Here is a 24,108-nt window from a genome sequence, read left to right as displayed (position 1 = left end):
TGCAAGAACCGGGCTAGGCGTGGGGCCGGGCGTTTCCCTGCATCCGTGCCGGGAATCCGACACGCCTGATGCAGGCGATCATCGGAAGCCCGTCACCCCTCTGCGAGGGGCCAGCCCTGGGCCCGCCGTTGCTCAGCGGCGGATCAGGCCCAGCGGAGAATAGCGGGCAGGGTCGAAGGCCACTGTCGGCAGGGCGAGGACTTCACTCCATAAACTGTTGTAATAACGACGAAAATCCAGGGTCCCACGGACATTTCCGCCATCCAGGTCCGAAAGATCCGGCGAATCGCCATACAGCCCGCCCCGTACCGCGCCCCCGAGGAGCAGTTGCGTGCTGGCACCGCCGTGATCGGTGCCACCGCCGTTCTCCGCAACCCTGCGGCCAAATTCCGAGTAAGTGGCCAGCGTCGTCCGCCCCCACAGCCCCGATTGCTGCAGCACCGAGCGGAAGGCAAGCAGATTCTCGGCAAAAGGGCGCCAGATTTTGTGCTGCCTGTCCTGCTGCGCCACATGGGTGTCGAACCCGCCGACCGTCAGCTTGACGATGGCCGGAGGCGTTTCGGAATGCAGCAAGGCGGCCGCGCCCAGCAGGGCCTTGCCGGTATAGTGACGGTTGAACGCCAGCGCGGGTGCCGGCATCCGCCGCCCCGCCTCGGCCAGCACATGCTGCGTCGCGCCCCAGTCGAAGGCCACCCGGCGCAGGTGATCCAGGGTCGGATTGCCGGACGGCGCGGTCGCGCCCCCGAGCTCGGGCGCAGCGCCGATCATCTCGGCGCTGTCGATCTCCAGCAGGCGGAGATTGCCACCGATCAGCGAGCCCGGATTGAACCCCAGGACCGTGGCATCGAAGCGGCCCGGCAGCGGCTCCACCCCGCCCTCCTTCCAGGCACGGGCAATCCAGCCCAGGCGTTCGCTGGGGCGATCCACCGTACCGGTCTCCCAGCGTTGGCCGGAGGCAAAATGCGAGTACTCCAGCGGCCCTGCGGAGAGGCCCTGCACGAGAGCCAACTCTCCGGCATTCCAGCAGTCCATCAGGGGTGCCAGATTCGGGTGCAGACCACGCCGGGCGTCCATGAGCAGGATGTTGCGAGCCGGGACATCGAGCGTCGGACGCAGCTTGGCACAGACCGGATCGCTGACCAGGGGAAACGAGTACAGATCGTCGTTTCCACCCTTCAGCTCGATCAGGATCAGAGCGCGGCGCGGCGCGGCGCGGGCCGCAACCACCGGAAATGCGATGACTTGCAGGCCCGCCCAGGTGGCCACGGCTTGCAGGAATGCGCGACGATGCATCGGTCCCGACCTCAGCGCAGGTTGTAGGTGAGGTCGACGAAGCGCGGACTGGCCATCGCCGACGTATTGGCGCCACCCATGGTGCCCACCCGCTCGATGCGCATCCAAAGGGCGGACGTATCACGCCGAAAGTCCTCGTCGCGGTACATCGAATTCATCTCATTCAGGTTCAGCACGCCTGCGAGCCGGTCCAGCATGGCGGGATCGAAGCCCTCCCGCAAACCATGCAGGAACTGGTAGCGCACGGGCAGAGTCGCCACCGACAGCCAGTCCGTATGGCCACGCCACCCCTTCACGTCCGGAGCCAGGAACATGTTCTGACCCATGGCTGAGCACCAAACGCCGATCTCGGGGCCGAAGGAGCCCGGGGTCTGCGGCAACCCCATCTCCCGGAGTGCTCCCACCACCAGTTCCACTGGCGACTTGACCAGGACGAACCGGTTACCGGGCGCCCAGAAAGATGGGCTGGTCAACAGTGCGCGCAGCAGGCCATCCACGCGATAGTCGCGGCGGAACGAAGCCGAAAGGCGCTGGACCTCTGCAGGATCCGGATTCGGCGACACGAACTCACGCCAGAGTTTCTCCACGAGAAACTCGGCAAAGCGTGGATGGGAGGCAAGCAGATCGATGACATCATCCCCATCGAATCGACCGGTATGGCCGAGAACGGCTTTCTCACCGAAATCATGCCAGGGGTACCATTTCACGAAGATCCCGCCGGCGCGCCAGGTCCGCCAGCCTGTGAAAGCCCGCGAAACCTCGTAGATGTCCGCTTCGCGGTATTGGCCGATGCCGATCGAATACAGCTCCAACAGCTCGCGGCCGAAGTTCTCGTTGATGTGCTGGCGGCGATTCGTGAACAGGTTGAGGTTGCGCATGTTCGCGCTGTCACGGCTGAAGGCACGCAGAAGCTCCACGTAGTTGCCGAGCGCCTTTTCGCGAAAGGTCTGGTCCTGCCAGGCCATCATCGGAGCGACGTCGATGTCCGCGTTGGCGTAGTGTGCATGCCAGAACAGGACCATGCGCTCGCGCAGGGGTGTCCGGGTCCGGAGCACCCGGTCGAAGTACCAGGCGTGCAGCGCGCCCCAGTCCTCCGAGCGCTGCTTGCGCCAGTTGGAATTCACGGGTGGGCGCTGCCAGTAGTCCATTTCCCAGGGGCGAGCCGACGCCAATGGGAAGTTCGCCGGCTCGACTTGGGAAGACTCGGCAAGCAGCAGGTCGACTGCCTGCTCCCGGCTCAGCTTCTCGAATCGCTTCACGTCACCTGGCTGCAAGCCGAATGCCACTCGCTCCAGCAGATGCCGGGTGTCGGCAGCGGACAGCGCCGAGGCTCCGAAGGGGAAGCACAGGAAGACCAGCAGCAGTGGCAGGCAGCGAATCATGGGCGCAGGAATCCGGACGGCAGTCATTAGCTTGCCATAGCAGATCAAGCGCCGTCAGGCCGTTCAGTGGGAAGCGGGTTCCCGGACCACCGAATCCGGCTCGCCGCCCGGCACATCGATGATCGCCGGCAGCGTCGGCGCGGGGCCGCTGCTCCACTGGCGCAGGCGATAGATGTAGGTCAGCACCTGGGCCACGGCCTCGTAGAGCTGGGCCGGGATCTCCTGGTCGAGCTTGGTGCTGCGGTACAGCGCACGGGCCAGCGGCGGCGCCGACACCACCGGGATGCGGTGCTCGGCGGCCAGCTGGCGGATGGTGGCGGCGATCTCGTCGGCGCCCTTGGCGATGACCTTGGGAGCGCGCATCTCGCCGGCGCTGTACTTCAGGGCCACGGCGTAATGGGTCGGGTTGGTGACGATGACGTCCGCCGTGGGCACCTGCTCCATCATCCGGCGCGAGGACATCTGATGCTGCATCTGGCGAATCTTGGCCTTGACCTCGGGCCGGCCCTCGCTTTCCTTCATTTCCTCGCGCACTTCCTGGCGGGTCATGCGCAGCTTCTTCTGGTAGGCCAGCCACTGGTAGGGCGCGTCGATGAAGGCCAGCAGCAGCAGGCCGCCGAGCAGCCAGAATGAGCAGTGCAACAGCAGCTTCAGTCCGTGGCCGATCGCCGCGCGCGGGTCTTCCAGGCTCAGGCCGCGGAACTCGTCGTGGCTGAGCCACAGGAACATGGCCGCCAGGCCGCCCAGCAGGGCGAACTTGATCAGGGCCTTCACCAGTTCCATCAGGCTGTTCTTGGAGAAGATGCGGCCGAAGCCGGCCACCGGGTTCAGGCGGCCGAAGTCGGGCTTGAGCGACTCTACCGATAAGTTGAAGCCGCCGAGCAGGATCGGCGCGGCGAACACCGCCCCCATCACCGCCACCATCAGCGGCAGCAGCACCCACAGCGAGGACACCAGGGCCTCGCCGAACAGCGCCGGCAGGCGCTGGGGACTCTCCAGCACGGCCGGGTCGATCCGCAGGCCCTCGCTCATCAGGCTGGCGCAGCGCTGCGCGATGGCGCCGCCGAAGGCCCACAGGGCCCCCACGCCCACCGCCAGCACCATCGCCGTGCCCAGCTCGCGCGAGCGCGGCACATCGCCGCGCTTGCGCGCGTCGCGCTGTCGTTTGGGTGTGGCGCGTTCTGTCTTCTCCTGTCCGCTGGCTTCAGACACCGGGCGCCTCCATGAGTGAGCCGAGGAAGCCCCAGGCGTTCTCCAGCAGCATCTGCAGCACCGGCCGCAGGCCCTCGAGGCTGAAGTGCACCAGCAGCAGGCCGGCGATCAGGGCGGCGGGGAAGCCCACCGACATCAGGTTCAGCGACGGCGCGGCGCGCGACATGATGCCGAAGGCCAGGTTCACGGTGAGCAGGGCCACCATCACCGGCAGGGCCAGGCGCAAGCCGCCGGAAAAGATCTGGCCTCCCAGCAGCGCCAGTGCGCGGAAGCGCTCGGCGTCCAGGCCGGTGGGGCCCGGTGGCAGGGTGCGGAAGGAATCGGCCAGCAGCTCCAGCGCGATCAGGTGGCCGTTCAGGGCCAGGAACATCAGCATCGCCAGGGTCAGCAGGAACTGGCCCACCACCGGCGAGGAACTGCCGCGGATCGGATCGGCCATCTGGGCGAAGGACAGGCCCATGCTGAAGGCGATCAGCTCGCCCCCCATCATGATGGTCTCGAACACCAGCTGCAGCACGAAGCCCATGACGATGCCCAGGCCCACCTGCTGCAGTACCGACAGCCACCAGGCGGCACCGAAGGGCTGCATCGGCGCCGGCGCCGGCAGTTGTGGCGCGATCAGCAGGCAGATCAGCAGGGCCAGCAGCAACCGCGTCATCGCCGGCACGCCGCGCGTGCCGAACACCGGCGCCACCATCAGCATGCCGGCAATGCGCGCGAAGGGCAGGAAGAACTGCAGTAGCCAGGAATCGAGCTGGGCCTGGGTGATTTCCATGACCGGGTTTCAGGTCACCAGTCCGGGGATGCCTTCGATCAGGCGCCGGGTGTATTCGACCAGCAGGCGCAGCATCCAGGGACCGGTGATGACCAGCACGGCGGCCATGGCCAGCACCTTGGGGATGAAGCTCAGCGTCATCTCGTTGATCTGCGTGGCGGCCTGGAACAGGCCGACGATCACGCCCACCGCCAGCGCGGTCAGCAACAGCGGCGCGGAGATCATCAGCGCCAGCGTCAGGGCCTCGCGGCCGTAGCTCATCACGTCTTCGGGGGTCATGGCGGCGGCCCTACATCGAGAAGCTGGCGGCCAGCGAGCCCATCACCAGCGACCAGCCATCCACCAGCACGAACAGCATCAGCTTGAAGGGCAGCGAGATCAGCATCGGCGACAGCATCATCATGCCCATGCTCATCAGCACGCTGGACACGATCAGGTCGATGATGACGAAGGGGATGAACAGCAGGAAGCCGATCTGGAAGGCGGTGGTCAGCTCGCTGGTGACGAAGGAGGCCGCCAGCACCGTGAAGGGGATCTCGTCGGCGTTGGCGAAGGGGCCCTTGCCGGCGATCTTGGCGAAGGTCATCAGATCGGCCTCGCGGGTCTGGGCCAGCATGAATTTGCGCACCGGCTCGGCGGCCTTCAGCAGGGCCGGCTGGAATTCCATCTGGCCGTCCAGGTAGGGCTGCGCGGCCTCGTCGTAGATGCGCTCGTAGACCGGCGACATGATGAACAAGGTCAGGAACAGCGACAGGCCGATCAGGATCTGGTTGGACGGCGTCTGGCCGGTGCCCAGCGCCTGGCGCAGCAGGCCCAGCACGATGATGATGCGGGTAAACGACGTGGTCATCAGCAGCGCCGCCGGCAGCAGCGTCAGCGCCGTCATCAGGAACAGTACCTGGATGCTCAGCGAGTACTGCTGGCCGCCGCCGGGCGCAGGCGCCACCGTCACGGCCGGCAGGCCGGCGGCCTGCGACAGGCCGGGGAGCAGCAACAGGCCGGCCAGCAGCAGGACGGTGCCGGGATTCAGGAATTTCTTCATCACTTGCGCCCCAGCAGCTTGTTGATCTGCTCACCGAAGGCCTGCTGGAAGCTCGGCAGCGCGGCCGCCTCGGCTTCCTGGGCCCGCGGCTCCGCCGGCGCGTCGCCCAGGCGATGCAGCAGGGAAATGCCGCCGGCGGTCACGCCCAGCAGCAGACGGGTGTCGCCGGCCTGCACGATCACCAAGCGCTCCTTGGCGCCCAACTGCAGGCCGCCCTCGACCCGCAGCGAATCGCCGCGGGTCGGGCGCAGGCCCTGCACGCGGCGCATCAGCCAGGCGAAGGCGAAGATCAGCGCCAGCACCACCACCAGGCTGCCGGCCATCGAGGCCAGGCTGCTGCCGGTGCCGGAGTACGAGGGAGCGGCATGGACCATGGGCTTGCCGGTCAGGGGCGCGGCCGGCGCGGGAGCGCCTTCCACGGTGATCACGGCCTGCGGCGTCGGGGCGGTGTCGGACATGCGGTCTTACTTGAGCTTGCGGATGCGCTCGGCCGGGCTGACCACGTCGGTCAGGCGGATGCCAAACTTCTCGTTGACCACCACCACCTCGCCATGGGCGATCAGGGTGCCGTTGGCGTAGACGTCCAGCGGCTCGCCGGCGGCACGCTCCAGCTCCACCACCGAGCCCTGGTTGAGCTGCAGCAGGTTGCGGATCGGCACGCGGGCGCGGCCCACTTCCATCGACAGCGTCACCGACACGTCGAGGATCACGTCGAGGTTGAAGTCGCCGGTGTGGGCCGGGTGGCTTTCGCCGGGTTCGATGGTCTTGCCGGCTGCCGTGTTGTTGGTGGTCGTGTTCATGGGGGCTCTAGTGGAAGCTGGGGCGACGGATGGTTTCGGTGATCTGCAGCGCGTGGTGGCCGTTGGCGACGCCGAGGGTGCCGCGGAACAGGGGCATCTTCTCGACGCAGAGCTCCAGCACCTTGGGCATGTTGATGGGGATGACGTCGCCGGCCTTGAGGTTCATCAGCTGGCGCAGGCTGATCTGCGTGCGCACCAGCTCGGTCTCGCATTCCAGCTCGGCGTCCTTGATCTGCTCGCGCAACGACTGCGACCAGCGCTCGTCCTTCTCGACGCGGTCGGACTGCATGCCGGCGTCGAGCTGCTCGCGGATCGGCTCCAGCATCGAGTACGGGAAGGTGACGTGCAGGTGGCCCGAGCCACCCTCCAGCTCGATCTTGAACTTGCAGACCACTACGATCTCGCTGGGCGAGACGATGTTGGCGAAATGCGGGTTGACCTCGGAGTTCATGTACTCGAACTCCAGCGGCATCACCGGCGACCAGGCTTCCTGCAGGTCGGTGAAGGCCTGGCGCAGCAGCAGCTGGATCACGCGCATCTCGGTGGGCGTGAACTCGCGGCCCTCGATCTTGGTGGCGAGCTTGCCGTCGCCGCCGAAGAAGTTGTCCACCACGGTGAACACCAGGCGCGGCTCGAAGATGAACAGCGCGGTGCCGCGCAGCGGCTTGACGCGGATCAGGTTCAGACTGGTGGGCACGAACAGAGAGTGGGTGTACTCGCTGAACTTGACCATCTCGATGCCGGCCACCGACAGCTCCGGCGTGCGGCGCAGCATGTTGAACAGCGAGATGCGGAACAGGCGCGCGAAGCGCTCGTTGATCATCTCCAGCGTCGGCATGCGGCCGCGCACGATGCGGTCCTGCGAGGCGAAGTTGAAGCTGCGCGCCTCGCCGGGGGCGGCCGGGGGCGGCTGGGTGTCGACGGCACCGCTGTCGACACCGTGCAGCAGGGCGTCGATTTCATCTTGTGAGAGCAGGTCGCGGGACATGGTCGTTTACTGGGTCACGAAGCTGGTGAAGTAGACGGCCTCGACGCCGGGCTTGCCGGTTTCGTCCTTGAGGATCTTCTGGATCTCCGCCAGCACGGCGGCCTGCAGCTTTTCCTTGCCGGCGCGGTCGGCGATCTGCGCGCTCTTCTGCTGGCCCAGCAGCAGCAGCAGGGCGTTGCGGATGCGCGGCTGGTGGTTCTTCAGGGCCTCCAGGGTGGCGGCATCGCGGGCCATGACCTGGATCTCCACCTGCAGGAAGCGCGAGGCATCCGGGTCCTCGAGGTTGACGGTGAAGACCGGCTCCAGCGCCAGGTATTGGGCCGGCGCCTTGGGCGCGGCTTCCGGCTTGGCTTCCGCGCCGTGGGCGGCGGCCGGGGCGCCGTGGCTGGAGAACCAGAAGGCGGCGCCCCCGCTGGCGGCGGCGGACATCACCACCGCGACGATGATCGCCAGCACCGGTGCCTTGGCCTTGGGGACCGGCGCCGCCTGGGGAATACCGCCTTCGTCTGCTGCTGCCGACATGCTTGCTGCTCCTGTGGACGCAGGCATGGATACAAGCCATGTGCCATGGCTTCAGGCGCGGTCAAATCCCTTTGGAGACAATCACCTGGGTGGGAAGGACGGGTTTCCGCCGCGCGCCTGCGGAAACACCCGACGGAAAGCCGGCGGGCATTCCTGCAAGTGCCCGCGACGGGTTTACGTCAGCGCTTGAGCAGGCTGAAGTCCAGCCGGAAACCGCTGGGGAATGCAGGCGGGAACCAGGCCGGCGTTCAGGGAGATGGCGTAGGCGCCGTGCGGCCAGCAGGGGCCACAGGGCGGTGGCCCAGGCCCGGGGCTCCATCGCCCCCCTGCCCTCCGGCATCGTGCATGGCGCTCCCCATGGCTGGGGAGAGTATGACCGCTGCAGGCCTGCATACGACGCGCCCTGCTTCTTGCAGGAGCCGGCGTGCTGTCTACAGCGGGCTTTGCGTCGCCGGCGGGCCGGCTCCTACAGGGGTGCGGTGATCGAGGGCTGCTCAGCGCTAAAGCGTCGGCCGGCGCAGGTCCAGGGTCCAGGGGAATTCGGGGTTCGGCGCCTCCGCCGGCGGCTCGTACCAGCCGGGCTTGTGGCCCTGCGGCTCGAAGCGGGCCAGGCGGCGTGCCTCGGCCTCGTAGCTGTTGACCGGGAAGGTGTCGTAGTTGCGGCCTGCCGGGTGCGCAACGTGGTAGGTGCAGCCCGAGACCGAGCGCCGGTTCCAGGCGTCGTACAGGTCCAGGATCAGCGGCGTGTGCACGCCGATGGTGGGATGCAGGCAGGACGCCGGCTGCCAGGCGCGATAGCGCAGGCCGGCGACGAATTCGCCCTGAGTGCCGGTGGGCTGCAGCGGCAGCTTGCGACCGTTGCAGGTGACATGGTGGCGCTCCCCGGTCATGCCGGTGACGCGCACCTGCAAGCGCTCGATGGAGGAGTCGACGAAGCGCGTGGTACCGCCGCCGGCAGGCTCTTCGCCCAGCACCGGCCAGGCTTCCAGGGCCTGGCGCAGTTCCAGGGTGATGCCCTCGTGGGTGACCGAGCCGTGGATCGGGAAGCGGAACTCGAAGTGCGGCAGGAACCACTCGCGGCGGAAGGGGTAGCCGGCGCGGCGCAGGTCGTCCACCACGTCGCAGAGGTCGGCCCAGTTGTGATGCGGCAGCATCCAGCGGTCCTGCAGCTGGGTGCCCCAACGCACCAGCGGCTGGGTATAGGGCTCATCCCAGAAGCGCGCGATCAGCGCACGAACCAGCAGCTGCTGCACCAGGCTCATGCGCGCATGCGGCGGCATCTCGAAGCCGCGCAGTTCCACCAGGCCGAGGCGGCCGGTGGCGGAATCCGGCGAATAGAGCTTGTCGATGCAGAACTCGGCGCGGTGGGTGTTGCCGGTGAGGTCCACCAGCAGGTTGCGCAGGACACGGTCCACCAGCCAGGGCGGTACCTGCGCCGCCTTGGGCGGCAGTTGCGCCAGTGCGATCTCCAGCTCGTAGAGCTGGCCGTCGCGGGCCTCGTCCACGCGCGGGTGCTGCGAGGTGGGGCCGATGAACAGGCCGGAGAAGACGTAGGACAGCGCGGGGTGGTTCTGCCAGTAGCGCAACAGGCTGGCCAGCACGTCCGGCCGCCGCAGGAACGGCGAGTCCGCCGGCGTGGCGCCGCCCACCACCACATGGTTGCCGCCACCGGTGCCGACGGCGCGGCCGTCGATCAGGAATTTCTCGGTGGTCAGGCGCGACAGGCGCGCCTCCTCGTAGATCGCCAGGGTGTTGTCGCGCAACTGCTGCCAGTTGTGCGCCGGGTGGATGTTGACCTCGATCACGCCCGGGTCCGGCGTGATCTTGATGATCTCCAGGCGCGGGTCGGCCGGCGGGCCGTAGCCCTCGATGCGCACCGGCAGGCCGGTTTCGGCAGCCACGTCCTCGATGGCCGCCACCAGGTCGAGGAAATCCTCGCTGCGTTCGGTGGGCGGCAGGAACAGGTTGATGAAGCCGTCACGCGATTCGGCCGACATCGCGGTGCGGACGTTGCCGCCCTGCACATAGCTGCCGTGGCGGCGCGGGGGCGGCTGGCGCGATTCCGGCGTGACGCGCTGGGCGGCGCGGCGGCGTTGCGGGTCCTCTTCCTTCACGCCGTGGCGCTGCAGGAAGGGCTGACGCCGCGGGTCGGTGGCGCCCAGTGCCGGCAGCGCGCCGGGATCGGCGGGGATGAATTGAGGCCGCTGTGCAGCCGGCAGCCAGGGCAGGGATTCCAGCGGCAGGCGCAGGCCCACCGGCGAGTCGCCGGGGATCAGCAGCAGGCGACCGGTGCGGACCTGCCAGCGCTCCGACATCCAGCGTGCCTCGGCCTGCCAGCGCTGCACCGGCAGCACGAAGCCACGAGGAGTGCCGAGGCCGCGATCGAACACCTGCAGGATGCGGGCACGCTCTTCGGCGTCCTTCAGGCGCGGGTCGGTGGGATCGACGTTGACCGGCAGCTTGCGCTCGCGCACCAGGTAATGGAGCGTGTCCTCGTAGGCGTCGAGCACATTGCGCGGGTCGATTTCCAGGCGCTCGGCCAGGGCCCCCAGGAAGTGCCTGGCCTCGTCGTTGGTCGGCGGGTTGACGCGGTCGGCGCGCGACGGCGGCAGGCGCCAGGTGGGCTTGCCGTCGCGGCGCCAATACAAGGTGTAGACCCAGCGCGGCAGCGACTCGCCTGGGTACCACTTGCCCTGTCCGTAGGTCAGCAGGCCCTGCGGGGCGAAATGGTTGCGCATGCGCAGCGCCAGCTCATAGGCCCGCGCTTCCTTGGCCGGGCCGACGGCGGCGGTGTTCCACTCCGCGCCCTGCATGTCGTCGATGGAGACGAAGGTGGGCTCGCCGCCCATGGTCAGGCGCACGTCGCCGGCCTTGAGCTTGGCGTCCACCGCCTCGCCCAGGGCGTCGACCTCCTGCCACTGCTCCTCGCTGTAGGGCTTGGTGACGCGCGCCGACTCATACAGGCGTGTCACCTTCATCTCGTGGCCGAATTCGACCTCGCACTCGTCCACCGCGCCGGTGATCGGCGCGGCGGTCTGCGGCTCCGGCGTGGCGCAGAGCGGGATGTGGCCCTCGCCCGCCAGCAGGCCGGAGGTCGGGTCCAGGCCGATCCAGCCGGCGCCGGGCACGTAGACCTCGCACCAGGCGTGCAGGTCGGTGAAGTCCACTTCCGTGCCGCTGGGGCCGTCCAGCGACTTCACGTCCGGCGTGAGCTGGATCAGGTAGCCCGACACGAAGCGGGCGGCCAGGCCGAGGTGGCGCAGCATCTGCACCAGCAGCCAGCTCGAGTCGCGGCAGGAGCCGGAGGCCTTCTGCAGGGTTTCCTCTGGCGTCTGCACGCCGGGCTCCATACGGATGAGATACCCGATGCGCTGCTGCAGCTCGCGGTTGAGATCGACCACGAAATTGACCGTGTTCGGCGCTTCCTTCGGCAGCTCCGCCAGCAGGCCCTGCAGCAGCGGCCCGGCCGGCAGCGGCCGCATGAAGGGCTTGAGGTCTTCCTTCAGGACGGGGTCGTACTCGAAGGGAAACTTCTCCGCCGAGGGCTCGACGAAGAAGTCGAAGGGGTTGTAGACCGCCATGTCGGCGACTAGGTCCACCGTGACCTTGAACTCGGTCACCTGGTCGGGGAACACCACGCGCGCCTGCCAGTTGCTGAAGGGGTCCTGCTGCCAGTTGATGAAGTTGGGCTGCGGATCCACCTTGAGCGAGTAGCTCAGCACCCGCGTGCGCGAATGCGGCGCCGGGCGCAGGCGGATGATCTGCGGCGACATCCCCACCCGCCGGTCATACCGGTAGGCCGTGACGTGATGCAGGGCGGCATGAATGGTCATTGGTATCGTTATCCGGTCAGCGGCGTTTCACTGGCAAAAGCGGTGCCAATATAGACTGTCGGCATGACGACCCTGGAACAACCCTCCCGCTCCGAGTTCATCCGCGTCCGCGGACTGCGCATCCACATCCGCCGCTGGGGGGCGCCCGGCCTGCCACTGCTGTTCCTGGGCCATGGCTGGCTGGACGTCTCCGCCACCTTCGACCCGGTGGCCCGCCTGCTGGCCCGGCGCTTCCAGGTGCTGGCGCCGGACTGGCGCGGCTTCGGCCACAGCCAGTGGCCGCAGGACGGGTACTGGTTTCCTGACTACGTGGCCGATTTCGACGCCATCGCGGACCATTATTCGCCGGACCAGCCGCTGACCCTGGTCGGCCACAGCATGGGCGCCCAGATCCTGAGCCTCTATGCCGGCCTGCGACCCGACCGGGTCAAGCAGCTGGTCTGCCTGGACGGCCTGTTCCTGCCGGACATGCCGGCCCCGGGCGCTCCGCGGCGCCTGCTGCGCTGGATGGAGGAGGTCAAGGCGCCGGCCCGGGACAAGACCTATGAGTCTTTCGAGGTCCTGGCCTCGCGGGTACAGGCCCAGCACCCGCAGCTTTCGGCGGATAAGGCCCTGTTCATCGCCCATTGCTGGGGCCAGGAGGACGGCCGCGGCCGGATCCGCCTGCTGGCCGACCCCAAGCACCGCATGAACAGCCCGCAGAATTACCGTTCAGCCGAGTCCGAGGCGGTATGGAAGCAGGTCACCTGCCCTACCCTGTTCCTGGATGCCGGGCTGTCGCACTTCGGCAAATCCATCGGCAGCCAGGAGCGCGCTCAACGCCTGGCCTGCTTCCAGAACCGCCGGGAGGAGCTGATCCCGGACGCCGGCCACATGCTGCATTTCGACGCGCCGGAAGAGACGGCACGCCGGATTGGCGATTTTTTGACCTGATTCAGGGGCTTCAATCGCACGGAACCTATTACGATCCGGGAAGTCGGCCGGTATACTAGTAGGGATAGGCAGAGTACGGCCCTGCGCCGGTTCGACCCAGTCGCTCATGCCTTTTGACATCAGAAATTCATCCTCTCAAGGGGCATTGTTCAATGAGTAATCAAGGCGTGGATCCGGATCGCCGCCGGTTCCTGACGCTCTCCACGACGGTCGTGGGCGGCGTGGGTGTCGCGGCAGCAGCCTGGCCCTTTCTGGCATCGCTCAAGCCCAGCGAACGCGCCAAGGCCCTTGGCGCCCCCGTCAGCATCGACATCACCCATCTCGAGGACGGACAGAAGCTGACCGTCGCCTGGCGCGGCAAGCCGGTGTGGGTCATCAAGCGCACTCCGGAAATGGTCGCCAGCCTGGCCAAGGTCACCGGTGAGTTGCGCGACGCCGCCTCCGCGGAGCCGCAGCAGCCCGAGTACGCCAAGAACGAGGCCCGCGCGATCAAGCCGGAAATCCTCGTCATGGTCGGCTCCTGCACCCACCTGGGCTGCGCTCCGACCTTCCGCCCGGATCATCCGGCGCCGGAAGTCGACGCCAACTGGCAGGGCGGCTTCTACTGCCCCTGCCACGGTTCCAAGTTCGACCTCGCCGGCCGCGTTTACAAGGGCGTGCCCGCCCCGCTGAACATGGCCGTGCCGCCGCACCGTTACGTCGACAACAACACCATTCTCGTTGGCGAAGACCAGGGAGCTGCGTAATGGCGATCGTCCCCAATCCGCACAAGACGACCGGCCTGCTCGGCTGGATCGATGACCGCTTCCCGCTGACCAAACTGTACAAGGACCACCTGTCCGAGTACTACGCGCCGAAGAACTTCAACTTCTGGTACTACTTCGGCTCGCTGGCCCTGCTGGTGCTGGTCAACCAGCTGCTGACCGGCATCTGGCTGGTGATGCACTACAAGCCCGAAGCCTCGATCGCCTGGGACTCCGTGGAAGCGCTGATGCGCGACGTGCCCTACGGCGACCTGTTGCGATACCTGCACTCCACCGGCGCCTCGGCGTTCTTCGTGGTGGTGTTCCTGCACATGTACCGCGGCCTGCTCTACGGGTCCTACCGCAAGCCCCGTGAACTGGTGTGGCTGTTCGGCGCGCTGATCTTCCTGGTGCTGATGGCCGAAGCCTTCGCCGGCTACGTGCTGCCCTGGGGCAACATGTCGTACTGGGGCGCCAGCGTGATCATCAACCTGTTCGGCGCGATCCCGGTGATCGGCAACGACCTGGTGATCTGGATCCAGGGCGACTACTTCCCGTCCGACGCGACCCTGGGTCGCCTGTTCTCGCTGCACGTCATCTTCCTGCCGTTCGTGCTGGTCGCCCTGGTGGTCGCCCACCTGATCGCCCTGCATGAAGTCGGCTCGAACAACCCCGACGGCGTCGAGATCAAGAAGCACAAGGACCCCAAGACTGGCATCCCGCTCGACGGCATCCCCTTCCACCCGTACTACACGGTGAAGGACGTGGTCGGCGTGGGCGTCTTCCTCATCATCTTCCTGGGCATCGTGTTCTTCGCCCCGGATGGCGGCGGCTGGCTGCTGGAGAAGCCGAACTTCACCCCGGCCAACCCGCTGGCCACGCCGGAGCACATCACCCCGGCTTGGTACTTCGGCTCCTTCTACGCGATGCTGCGTGCGGTTCCGGACAAGCTGCTGGGCGTGCTGACCATGGGCGCCGCGGTGGTGATCATCTTCTTCGTGCCCTGGCTGGACCGCTCGCCGGTCAAGTCGATCCGCTACAAGGGCATGCTGTCGAAGATCGCGCTGACGCTGTTCACCATCAGCTTCGTGCTGCTGAGCTACTACGGCATGCAGCCGCCGACCCCGGTGGGTACCTGGGTCTCGCGCGTCGGCACCGTCATCTACTTCGCCTACTTCCTCCTGATGCCCTGGTACACCCGGGCAGAAAAGACCAAGACCGAACCGGAGCGCGTGACCCATGCAGCGCATTAAGACCTTCCTGATCGCGGTCGCGCTGTCCGCTGCCGCCCCGGCCTACGCGGCCGGCGGCCACGCGCTGACCTACAAGTTCACGCCCGACAGCAACAACGTCCAGTCGGCCCAGCGCGGCGCGCGTAACTTCATGAATTACTGCTCCGGCTGTCATTCCATGAAGCACCTGCGCTACGGCCGCCTCGCCAATGACCTGAACATCCCGGAAGACCTGCTCAAGGCCAACCTGATGTTCACCAGCGAGAAGCCGGGTGACCACATCATCTCGTCGATGCCGGCGATGGAAGCGGCCAAGTGGTTCGGCCAGCCCCCCCCGGACCTGACGGTGGAAACCCGCATGCGCGGCGCGGACTGGGTCTACAACTTCCTGATGACCTTCTACGTCGATGGCGCCAAGCCCTCCGGCGTGAACAACCTGACCCTGCCGGGCGCGTCGATGCCGCACGTGCTGATGGATCTGCAGGGCGTGCAGGTGAAGGTGGAAGAGAAGGCCGAGGGCCATGGCGAAGCCGGCCACGGCGGCGGTCACGCCGGCCCGAAGTTCGAGCTGGTGCAGCCGGGCAAGCTGTCGCCTGACGAGTACAAGAAGTTCGTGGCCGACACGGTGAACTTCATGCACTACGCCGCCGAGCCGGGCCGCAATGCCCGCATCTCGCTGGGCTACAAGGTGATGCTGTTCCTGTTCCTCTTCACCATCCTGGCCTACCTGATGAAAAAGGAGTGGTGGAAGGACGTCCACTGAAGTCCTGACACCCCAGAGGTTGTCTTTCGGCGCCGGTCATGTTCCGATACATGATCGGCGCTTTTGTTTGTGCGCTGCACGGTTGAGCCCATGACCCTGCGTGCCCGCAGCAAGTACGTGATGGACGCCAAGCCCGCGCCCCGCGCCGGGCTGACGCTGTTCTGCAGCCGCGACAGCCTTGCCTGCCTGTGGACGCGCATCGTGCTGGCCGAGAAAGACGTGGACGGCGCCCGTATCGAGTGGGTCAATCCCGGCCGGCCCAACCATGACCTACTGGTGCTCAACCCGACGCTGGAACTGCCGACCCTGGCCGACCGCGAGACGGTGATCCACCCGGCGGCGGTCATCAACGAATACCTCGACGAGCGCTTTCCCCACCCCAAGCTCAGCCCGCCCGATCCGGCGGCGCGCGCGCGCCTGCGCATGGCCCTGATCCGGCTGGAGCGCGACCTGCTGCCGATGGCGCAGCGTGCGCTGTCCGACAAGGGCACCGAGGGCAAGGCGGCGAAGCAGGCCCTGGGCGAGGCGCTGCTGGCCAGCCAGCGCATGTTCCCCGCCCGCGGCTGGTTCCTGGGGCTGGAGTACAACCTGGCCGACTGCGCCTGGGCGGCGCTGTTCTCGCAACTGCCGCAGATGGGCCTAAAACTGTCCGGCGACGTGCAACCGCTGATCCGCTACGCCGAACGCCTGCTGCATCGGCCGGCGGTGCGCAAGGCGATCGGCTGAGACGGATCTGGCGGATGTCCTGACACGACCTTCGCCTCATCGCATGCCCGGCTAGGGATGGCGCCACCAGCGTCTCCCCCGGCTGCTACCATAGCGCCATGAGCACATCGAGTTCCCGCCGCCCCTATCTGATCCGCGCCATCTACCAGTGGGCCGTGGACAACGGCCACACGCCGCACCTGCTGGTGCAGGCCGACTACCCTGGCGTGGTGGTGCCGCGCGAGCACGTGCAGGACGGCCGCATCACGCTCAACATCAGCCCCATGGCGATCCAGAACCTGGGCCTGGAGCAGGAGCCGATCTGGTTCTCTGCGCGCTTCTCCGGCCGTGCCTTCGACGTGCAGGTGCCCAGCGGCGCGGTGCTGGCGATCTTCGCCCGCGAGAACGGCGAAGGCGTGGTGTTCGGCGAGGTGGAGCCGGCCGCGGCGCAGGAGGAAGGCGGCACGCCGCCGGAGCCGCCCGAGCCGACACGCCCCAAGCCGGGCCGCCCGCAATTGCGCGTGGTGAAGTAGCCCGCCCGGCGAACCCCGCCTCCGTGGGAGCGACGCAGGTCGCGATCCACCCCGGGCAACAGGATCGTGCTTCATCCTTCCCTGCCGGCGCCCGGCGCCATGGCCGCGCTCAGATGCCCGGCAGGCACTTGCCCGGGTTGAGAATCCCCAGCGGGTCCAGCGTGCGCTTGAGGGCGCGCATGGTCTCCAGCGTGTCCGCCGCGATCTCCCAGCCGACGTAGTCGCGCTTCTCGATACCCACGCCGTGCTCGCCGGAGAGCGTGCCCTCCAGCGACAGCACCAGGCGGAACACGTCGTGCAGGCAGGCGGTGATGGCTCGCATCTGCGCCGGGTCCTCGGGATCGGCAAGCAGGTTGACGTGGATGTTGCCATTGCCGGCATGGCCGAAGTTGACGATGCGGATGGCATGGCGTCGCGACAGGTCGCGCAGGCCATCGATCAGCTCGGGGATGCGCGTCACCGGCACCGCCACATCCTCGTTGACCTTCTTGGGCGCGATCTTGCGCAGCGAGGGTGACAGCACCTTGCGGCAGGCCCACAGCGCCTCGGCCTCGGCCTCGGTGGCGGCGGCCTTCAGCTCCACCAGGCCGGGGCCGGATGCGGCGGTGCTGACCGCCGCAACGGCCGCCTCCAGCGACTCGGGGCTGCCATCGACCTCGATCAGCAGCAGCGCGTCGGTGCCGGCAGGCACGCCGGTGCGCTGGTATTCCTCGGCCAGGCGCACGGCCTCGCCGTCCATCAGTTCAAGGGCACAGGGGGTCTCGGGCTGCCCCATGATGCGCGACACCGCGGCCGCGGCGGCGGAGACGTCGGCATAGCAGGCGCGCAGCATGCGGCGCGCCTGGGGCTGCGGCAGAAGCTTGAGCGTGGCCTGGGTGATCACCGCCAGGGTGCCCTCGCTGCCGACCAGCAGGCGCGTGAGGTCGTAGCCGACCACGCCCTTGGTGGTGGTGCAGCCGGTCTTCAGCGACACACCGGCACCGGTGACGGCACGCAGGCCCAGCACGTTGTCTCGGGCAGTGCCGTACTTCACGGCGCGCGGCCCGCCGGCGCAGCAGGCCAGGTTGCCGCCGACGGTGGAGTAGCCGGCGCTGGTGGGATCCGGCGCCCAGAACAAGCCGTGCTTCGCCGCCTCGGCCTGGACCTCGCCGTTGAGCGTGCCAGCCTCGCATTCGATCAGGCGGTCACCCGGCGAGATGCGCAGGATGCGGTTCATGCGCTCCAGCGACAGCACCACGCCGCCGTGGATCGGCACGGTGGCGCCGGTGGTGTTGGTGCCGCGGCCTCGCGTCACCAGCACGGTGCGGAACTCGTTGCAGGCGGCCACCAGGGCCTGCACTTCCTCATGCGTCTGCGCGAACACCACGGCCTGCGGCGGCACCGTGCGCTTGGAGTTGTCGTAGCCGTAGGACAAGCAGTCTGCCGGATCGGTCAGCAGGCGCTGGTCACCGAAGATCTCGCCGAGGCGGCGCAGCAGGGCGGGCGCCAGCGGTGTCATGCGCCGGCTCCGGAAATGTGATTTTTAATCACATTTTGTAAATAAAGTTCTATGAATAATCCCAGCATCGCAGATCCAGCTTACACGGCGTCGAAGGCGGCGGTGATCCAGTCCGGCTTGCCGCTGCCGTCGAAGGCGACGACGTCGAAGCGCACCGGCAGGCTGCCGTGCTCGGGGTGCGCCAGCAGGTACATCTGCGTGGCCAGCACGATGCGCTGCTGCTTGCGCGCATCCACGGACTCGGCGGCGGTGCCGAAGCCGGGGTTGCTGCGGCTGCGCACCTCGATCACGGCCAGCGTGTCGCCGTCGCGCATCACCAGGTCCAGCTCGCCGCCGCGGCAGCGATAGTTGCGCTGCAGCAGCTTGAGGCCGCGCGATTGCAGGTGGCGCAGCGCGCGATCCTCGGCCTCGCTACCGTTCACTGCACAGCGCCGACCGGCGCCGGTGGCGTCTCCAGCAGGACCAGGCCCTCGGGGCGGATTTCCGCGCACTGCAGGCCGCGGCGGATCGCGCCGTTGCCGCCGACGCTGAGCAGGCCGGTCATGCCGGGCATGCGCGACAGCGAAGCCCCCGGACGCAACGTGGCCGCGATGGCCTGCGCGTCATAGCCGAAGGCGAACAGGCGCGGCTCGCGACGCTGGGCCGGCAGTTCCGCAGCCTCGGCGCGCTCGACGGGAAAGCTGCCCGGCGCGAGAACCCAGGGCATGTCGCAGAAGCGCATGCCGGCGGTGTCGTTGTCGGGCTTGCCGCCATAGGCCGCCGCGGTGCTGTAGATCGGCAGGTTGCCGGCGAAGTAGAAGCGCAGCATGGCGCCGATCAGGCGCGCGTCGATGTTGCGCGCGACGACGAAGATCATGTCCACGTCGGTCCGGCGGGTTCCGGCGTCCTTCTGCGCGCGCAGCAAGTTGCGCACGGTGGTGGAGAAATCCTTCTGGTTGACCGGGTAGCGCGAAACCTCCGCCACCTGTCCGCCCAGCGCCTGGAAGCGCTGCCGGAACGCGGTGTAGGTGCGCTCGCCCCAGTCGGAGCCCGGCGTCAGCACGATGGCGCGGCGCAGTCCCTGCCCGGCCGCGTGCTCGGCCGCGGTGCGCGCCTCGTCTTCCGGCGCCAGGCCGAACTGCAGGAAGCGCGGCGGCGCCATCTGCGACTCGTCCATGTAGTTCAGCGCCAGCACCGGCACGGCCGGCGCGCCCTGCTGCGCCATGGCGGCGACGCTCTCCTTGCGCAGCGGCCCCACGACCACGGCGGCGCCGTCCCGCAGCGCCTGGGAGTAGGCACTCAGCGTGGCGTCGGCATTGGCGGCGCTGCCCACGTCGTAGACGCGCACGCGGCCCGAAGCACCATTGCGGAAATGCGCAGCGAGGTAGCCGTCACGCACCGCCTCCGCACTGGCGGCAAAGGAGCCGCTCAACGGCAGCAGCAGCGCGGTGCCGCCGGCGTTCACCGGCTCGGCCACCGGAACGACCTCGCCCAGAGGCGCCTGCACCGCCACCGGCAACGTAGCGGGTGCGGTGGCAGGGATGGCGGCGGCCTCGTTGCTGCCGAACAGCGCGCGGGCGCGCAGTTCCTCGATGCGCGCGGCGAGGCTGGGCAGGCCCTGGGTGGAGGCCGGCAGGGCCTTGGCGGCTTCGAAAGGCTGGTTCTTCAGCATCAGGCTTTCGGCACGCAGCAACTGCAGGCGGCCGAACTTCTCGCCACCCAGGGCGTTGGCCGGGATGTGCTGGGCCAGACCCAGGGCGCGATCGGGATCGCGCGCGCCGACCGCGGCCTCGGCCGCGGCCAGCCAGAATTCCGCGGCCTGGGCTGGGGGCTGTTCCAGCGCGGCGCGCTCGTAGGCGGCGGAGGCCCCGGCAAAGTCGCCACGTAGCCAAGCGCTGCGCGCTTCGTCCAGGGCCGGTGCCGGTCCAGGGGCACCCGGCAGCGCGGCGCCTTCGGCTACCGGCGTACTGGCGCAGGCCGGCAGAAGCACCGCGGCCAGCGCAAGGAACAGCAGGGCACAGGGCGGGTTGAACTTGGGCATGTCGCTTCGCGGCAAACGATAATGGGCGGAGTATGACATGCAGTCCCCTGTGGAGCCGCCCTTGAACACCGCCGCCAACGCCGTACAGCCCGGCCATCTCTATGTCGTCGCCACGCCGATCGGCAATCTTGGTGACCTGGCGCCCCGCGCCCTGGCGGTGCTGGGTGGCGTGGATGCAATTTGCGCGGAAGACACCCGCAACACGGCGGCCCTGCTCAACCATTTCGGCCTGCGCAAGCCGCTGCTGGCCCTGCACGACCACAACGAGGAGCAGATGGCCGCGGGGCTGGTGGGGCGGCTCGCTGCCGGCGAGTCCCTGGCGCTGGTCTCCGACGCCGGCACGCCCCTGGTCTCGGACCCGGGTTTCCGGCTGGTGCGCGCCGCCCGCGACGCCGGCCTGCCGGTGATCGCCCTGCCCGGCCCCTGCGCCGCCATTGCGGCGCTGTCGGTCTCCGGCATTCCCAGCGACCGCTTCCTGTTCGTGGGCTTCCTGCCGGCAAAGGGCAGCCAGCGCCGTGCGGCGCTGGAGGAACTGGCGGCCGAGCCGGCGACGCTGCTGCTCTACGAGAGCAGCCACCGCATCGCCGACTGCGCCGCGGACCTCGCCGCCGTGCTGGGCGGGCGGCGTGTCTGCATCGCACGCGAGCTGACCAAGCTGTTCGAGCAGAGCGAGGTGATGAGCGCCGCCGATCTGCCTGCCTGGATCGCCGCCGACGCCAACCGCGAGAAAGGCGAGTTCGTGCTGGTGGTGGAAGGCGCGCCGCGTCGCGAGACCGCGGCGGTAGGTGTCGACGTGCAGCGCATCCTGCGGGTGCTGGTGCGCGAACTCGGCGCCTCGCAGGGCGCGAAGCTGGCGGCGGAGATCACCGGGCTGAAAAAGCGGGATCTTTATGAGATGTCGCTGGGCCTGGGTGGAAAGCCCGAAGACGAATAAGGCTGCACTGGGGCGCTTGATCCAGGCTTGGGCAAGCCACTCGTCATCCCGGCGGAAGCCGACTTCCAGTCCCGATCAGGAGTAGCCCATCTACGACTGGCTACCGGCTTCCGCCGGTATGACGGCCATCATGAGGCCCTTTAGGCAGCCGACGGCTGACTGTTCTACCGCCCCTGCGCCCCGAACACCCGCTTGAGGATGTCGCTGGTGCGGGCAGCCGGGTTCTGGCGGATGCGCGCCTCTTCCTGGGCGATGGTGGTGAACAGTCCCGCCAGCGCCTGCTCGGTGACGTAGCTGTCAAGGTCCAGGTTCTTGACGCCGGCCATCTTCAATAGCGGGCCGTAGGACGAGGCCAGCTTCTTGTACTGCTGCGTCACCCCGACCCGCTGCGTGCTGGTCTGCACGATGGGATAGACCTTGGCGTAGATCGACTCGCTGGTGGTGCGTCGGAAGAATTGCGTGGCGGCGTCCGGCGAGCCGTTGAGGATGGCGCGGGCGTCCTGGATGCTCATCTGGCGCACGGCGTTGCCGAAGATGTCCGCCACCTGCGGCACGGCCTGCTCGGCGGCGCGGTTGAGGGTCAGGTGGAAGTCGTCCACCAGCTTGTCCTGGCCGAACTGGCGCAGGCTCTTTTCCAGCTTGACCATCTCCGGGGGCAGCGGGATGCGCACGCCGGCGTTGGCCCAGTAGCCGTCGGGGCGGCCGAGCTGGTTGATCGCCTTGGTGGTTCCGACCGCCAGCGCCTCGCGCAGGCCGCCGATGATCTCGTTCTCCCCCAGCGCCGCCTGGGTGCCGGGCTGCTGGATGGCCCCCAGTACCTGGCCCATGCCCTGCTCCCAGTCGGTGCTCGCGCAGCCGGCCAGGCAAAGAGACAGGGCGACAACGGCGATCTGCTTGTACATGCCATATTCCTTCAGGGATGACTTGAGCCTAGCGCAAGTGGGCAGGCCTTGATATCAGCAATCCGCTCGCCGGCCCGACGAGACCGTATGGTCGGACAGAGGCGCCAGGCCGCGGGGCCTCCCATGAACAAACTCGAAACCATCGAGCTCAAGGCCATAAAGAGAAGTAACTCGCCTTAGGCGAAACCGACCATCAGGGGTCCGCGACATCTGCCCGGCGCAGTCGACGGCATCCCCTCTTCAGTCACTCACGGAGAGCGAGCGCCCCTCACCTCGGCAACTGCTCCATGCGTTGCCCTGCCTCGGGCATCCGTGCCCTCGCCAGCCCTCTCCCCACATGCAGGGAGAGGGAAACAAGATTGTGGCGCCGTCACCTCAGAAATCCAGGTCCAGCGCGCCACACAGCCAGTCGCACAACGGCACGACATCCTTGTAGCGCTTCATCAGCAACTGCGGCAGGCCCGGCGAGAGGATGTCTTCGTCGGACAGGGGCGTGCTGGCAATGAAGTCCTTGCGCTTGAGGTCGTCAATCAGTTCGTGGGTCGGGTCGTAGCCCTTGGGTGGGCGCGACAGCGAGTCGCCGCCCATCTCCCAGTGCCTGCGGAAGGCGACCGAGCGGGTGGCCTGCTTCCAGCTGGCGGGGTTGTTGAGCAGGTAGTTGCGGATGCGCTTGAGGCTGTCGGGCTGGGGGTGCCAGATGCCGCCGCCGGTGAAACACTCCCCCGGCTCCAGGTGGAGGTAGAGCACCGGGGCATCGAGCCGGCCCATGGCGGCATTGCCGGCATCGCCACGCTGCATCGCCTTGGTGGCGGCGTGGTAGAAGGTGATGCCGACGTGGGTCTTGTAGGGCGTCTTGTCGGAGGCGAAGCGCGTGTCGCGGTGGATGCGGAACAGGGAGCCGCCGACCGGCTTGGGGTTGGCCACGATCTGCTCGCTCAGCGAGCGCAGGGGCCCCTCCATGGCGGAGATCAGGCGCAGCGCCGGGACGCGCACCTGCTCCTCGTAGCGGTCCTTGTTGGCGTGGAACCATTCGCGGCTGTTGTTGCGCTTGAGCGCCTTGAGGAACTTGAACAGCTCGGGGGTGAAGTATGCCTCTGCCTTGGCCATGGCCTTCCCTGTCAGGAGTGATTCCTCCAACTTGCCAAGGCTGCGCGTCTGGCGCAAGTTGGCGGCACGAAAACTTCCAGGAGCGGGCAATGGCACAGGATGTACGCGAGCAGGTGTCGGCAGAGGAGTGGGAACTGCGGGTCAACCTGGCGGCGGCCTACCGGCTGGTGGCGCTGTACGGCTGGGACGACCTGGTGTTCACCCATATCTCGGCGCGGGTGCCGGGGCCGGAGGAACATTTTCTGATCAACCCCTATGGCTTCATGTTCGAGGAGATCACCGCCAGCTCGCTGGTGAAGATCGACCTGCAGGGCCGCAAGGTGATGGACTCGCCGCACCCGGTGAATCCGGCCGGATTCACGATCCACAGCGCGATCCATGCGGCGCGGCACGACATCCAGTGCGTGATGCACACGCATTCGCTCAACGGCGTGGCGGTGTCGGCGCAGAAGGAAGGCGTGCTGCCGATCTCGCAGCAGTCGCTGTTCGTGCTGTCGTCGCTGGCGTACCACAGCTACGAGGGCGTGGCGCTGAACGAGGACGAGAAGCCGCGCCTGGTGGCGGACCTGGGCGACAAGGTCTTCTACATGCTGCGCAACCATGGCCTGCTGACGCTGGGCAACACCATTGCCGATGCCTTCCTGCAGATGTACATCTTCGAGGCGGCCTGCATGATCCAGGTGCGGGCGCAGTCCGGCGGCGGCGAGCTGATCCCCATTGCGCAGCCGATCCTGGACGGCATCCAGAAGCAGGTGCAGATGGTGACGCGAGGGCTGGGCGGCGCGCTGGCCTGGCCGGGGCTGCTGCGCAAGCTGGATCGGGTGAATCCGGGCTACGGGGATTGACGTCAGGCCCTGAGCTGCCCGCGAGAGGGGCTTGGGAATTCTGTAA

At 67.8% G+C, this 24,108-nt stretch carries 24 protein-coding genes; 8 read left to right on the top strand and 16 right to left on the bottom strand.

Translation table 11 applies throughout. The features are described from left to right. Positions 1-132: 132 nt before the first annotated feature. From QT386_RS11240 to QT386_RS11190, 11 genes are all read right to left on the bottom strand, one after another. Positions 133-1,293: a DUF1501 domain-containing protein gene (locus QT386_RS11240; protein ID WP_289273859.1), complete on the bottom strand. Its 1,161-nt coding sequence runs from the start codon at positions 1,291-1,293 to the stop codon at positions 133-135. An 11-nt stretch (positions 1,294-1,304) separates the two neighbouring features. Beyond that, on the bottom strand, positions 1,305-2,675 hold the full coding sequence (locus QT386_RS11235; RefSeq protein ID WP_289273858.1) for a DUF1800 family protein: 1,371 nt from the start codon (positions 2,673-2,675) through the stop codon (positions 1,305-1,307). Between the two features lie 63 nt (positions 2,676-2,738). Further along, positions 2,739-3,887, bottom strand: coding sequence for a flagellar biosynthesis protein FlhB (flhB, locus tag QT386_RS11230; RefSeq protein ID WP_289273857.1), 1,149 nt, complete (start codon positions 3,885-3,887; stop codon positions 2,739-2,741). Further along, on the bottom strand, positions 3,880-4,662 hold the full coding sequence (gene fliR / locus QT386_RS11225; protein WP_289273856.1) for a flagellar biosynthetic protein FliR: 783 nt from the start codon (positions 4,660-4,662) through the stop codon (positions 3,880-3,882). The genes flhB and fliR overlap by 8 nt, the downstream gene beginning before the upstream one ends. A gap of 9 nt (positions 4,663-4,671) precedes the next feature. Beyond that, entirely contained in the window at positions 4,672-4,941 is a 270-nt protein-coding gene (fliQ, locus tag QT386_RS11220; RefSeq protein WP_289273855.1) for a flagellar biosynthesis protein FliQ, read from the bottom strand. Positions 4,942-4,951: 10 nt separating this feature from the next. Then, positions 4,952-5,704: a flagellar type III secretion system pore protein FliP gene (gene fliP / locus QT386_RS11215; protein ID WP_289273854.1), complete on the bottom strand. Its 753-nt coding sequence runs from the start codon at positions 5,702-5,704 to the stop codon at positions 4,952-4,954. Then, entirely contained in the window at positions 5,704-6,162 is a 459-nt protein-coding gene (fliO, locus tag QT386_RS11210) for a flagellar biosynthetic protein FliO (protein WP_289273853.1), read from the bottom strand. Before fliO ends, fliP begins: the two co-directional genes overlap by 1 nt. A gap of 6 nt (positions 6,163-6,168) precedes the next feature. Next, complete coding sequence (gene fliN, locus QT386_RS11205; protein WP_289273852.1) at positions 6,169-6,504, bottom strand: flagellar motor switch protein FliN; 336 nt, start codon at positions 6,502-6,504, stop codon at positions 6,169-6,171. A 7-nt stretch (positions 6,505-6,511) separates the two neighbouring features. After that, positions 6,512-7,492, bottom strand: coding sequence for a flagellar motor switch protein FliM (gene fliM, locus QT386_RS11200; RefSeq protein ID WP_289273851.1), 981 nt, complete (start codon positions 7,490-7,492; stop codon positions 6,512-6,514). 6 nt (positions 7,493-7,498) lie between these two features. Beyond that, entirely contained in the window at positions 7,499-8,014 is a 516-nt protein-coding gene (fliL, locus tag QT386_RS11195; protein WP_289273850.1) for a flagellar basal body-associated protein FliL, read from the bottom strand. A gap of 500 nt (positions 8,015-8,514) precedes the next feature. Beyond that, complete coding sequence (locus tag QT386_RS11190; protein ID WP_289273849.1) at positions 8,515-11,847, bottom strand: DUF2126 domain-containing protein; 3,333 nt, start codon at positions 11,845-11,847, stop codon at positions 8,515-8,517. 63 nt (positions 11,848-11,910) lie between these two features. On the opposite strand from QT386_RS11190, the gene QT386_RS11185 reads away from it, so the two are divergent. The 6 genes from QT386_RS11185 to QT386_RS11160 all read left to right on the top strand — a co-directional run bounded on the left by QT386_RS11185 (position 11,911) and on the right by QT386_RS11160 (position 16,756). Further along, on the top strand, positions 11,911-12,780 hold the full coding sequence (locus QT386_RS11185) for an alpha/beta fold hydrolase (protein ID WP_289273848.1): 870 nt from the start codon (positions 11,911-11,913) through the stop codon (positions 12,778-12,780). A gap of 152 nt (positions 12,781-12,932) precedes the next feature. Continuing rightward, entirely contained in the window at positions 12,933-13,526 is a 594-nt protein-coding gene (gene petA, locus QT386_RS11180) for a ubiquinol-cytochrome c reductase iron-sulfur subunit (protein ID WP_289273847.1), read from the top strand. Then, on the top strand, positions 13,526-14,776 hold the full coding sequence (locus QT386_RS11175; RefSeq protein WP_289273846.1) for a cytochrome bc complex cytochrome b subunit: 1,251 nt from the start codon (positions 13,526-13,528) through the stop codon (positions 14,774-14,776). The genes petA and QT386_RS11175 overlap by 1 nt, the downstream gene beginning before the upstream one ends. Next, positions 14,763-15,518: a cytochrome c1 gene (locus tag QT386_RS11170; RefSeq protein WP_289273845.1), complete on the top strand. Its 756-nt coding sequence runs from the start codon at positions 14,763-14,765 to the stop codon at positions 15,516-15,518. The genes QT386_RS11175 and QT386_RS11170 overlap by 14 nt, the downstream gene beginning before the upstream one ends. Positions 15,519-15,608: 90 nt before the next feature. After that, positions 15,609-16,244 (top strand): glutathione S-transferase N-terminal domain-containing protein, encoded by a 636-nt coding sequence (locus QT386_RS11165; protein WP_289273844.1) that lies wholly within the window; start codon positions 15,609-15,611, stop codon positions 16,242-16,244. 98 nt (positions 16,245-16,342) lie between these two features. Further along, a complete protein-coding gene (locus QT386_RS11160; protein WP_289273843.1) occupies positions 16,343-16,756 on the top strand; it encodes a ClpXP protease specificity-enhancing factor in 414 nt (137 codons plus the stop codon). Between the two features lie 109 nt (positions 16,757-16,865). Here QT386_RS11160 and QT386_RS11155 read toward each other — a convergent pair whose 3' ends face one another. The 3 genes from QT386_RS11155 to QT386_RS11145 all read right to left on the bottom strand — a co-directional run bounded on the left by QT386_RS11155 (position 16,866) and on the right by QT386_RS11145 (position 20,274). Further along, positions 16,866-18,254, bottom strand: a complete 1,389-nt coding sequence (locus QT386_RS11155) for an FAD-binding oxidoreductase (RefSeq protein ID WP_289273842.1) — start codon at positions 18,252-18,254, stop codon at positions 16,866-16,868. An 80-nt stretch (positions 18,255-18,334) separates the two neighbouring features. Then, entirely contained in the window at positions 18,335-18,676 is a 342-nt protein-coding gene (locus tag QT386_RS11150) for a YraN family protein (RefSeq protein WP_289273841.1), read from the bottom strand. Next, positions 18,673-20,274: a penicillin-binding protein activator gene (locus tag QT386_RS11145; protein ID WP_289273840.1), complete on the bottom strand. Its 1,602-nt coding sequence runs from the start codon at positions 20,272-20,274 to the stop codon at positions 18,673-18,675. Before QT386_RS11145 ends, QT386_RS11150 begins: the two co-directional genes overlap by 4 nt. A gap of 37 nt (positions 20,275-20,311) precedes the next feature. On the opposite strand from QT386_RS11145, the gene rsmI reads away from it, so the two are divergent. Beyond that, on the top strand, positions 20,312-21,208 hold the full coding sequence (gene rsmI / locus QT386_RS11140; RefSeq protein WP_289273839.1) for a 16S rRNA (cytidine(1402)-2'-O)-methyltransferase: 897 nt from the start codon (positions 20,312-20,314) through the stop codon (positions 21,206-21,208). Between the two features lie 164 nt (positions 21,209-21,372). Here rsmI and QT386_RS11135 read toward each other — a convergent pair whose 3' ends face one another. Together QT386_RS11135 and QT386_RS11130 are read right to left on the bottom strand one after the other, a co-directional pair. After that, positions 21,373-22,110, bottom strand: coding sequence for a DUF4197 domain-containing protein (locus QT386_RS11135; protein WP_289273838.1), 738 nt, complete (start codon positions 22,108-22,110; stop codon positions 21,373-21,375). A gap of 375 nt (positions 22,111-22,485) precedes the next feature. Then, on the bottom strand, positions 22,486-23,217 hold the full coding sequence (locus QT386_RS11130; protein WP_289273837.1) for a DUF2461 domain-containing protein: 732 nt from the start codon (positions 23,215-23,217) through the stop codon (positions 22,486-22,488). Positions 23,218-23,306: 89 nt separating this feature from the next. Between QT386_RS11130 and QT386_RS11125 the strand changes: the two genes are divergently transcribed. Next, complete coding sequence (locus tag QT386_RS11125; RefSeq protein WP_289273836.1) at positions 23,307-24,062, top strand: class II aldolase/adducin family protein; 756 nt, start codon at positions 23,307-23,309, stop codon at positions 24,060-24,062. Positions 24,063-24,108 lie beyond the last annotated feature (46 nt).

The organism is Solimonas sp. SE-A11, assembly GCF_030345715.1.
Lineage (GTDB): Bacteria > Pseudomonadota > Gammaproteobacteria > Nevskiales > Nevskiaceae > Solimonas_A.
The sequence above is the reverse complement of the archived record's forward strand: the minus strand, read 5'-3'. Positions and strand labels throughout refer to the sequence as shown.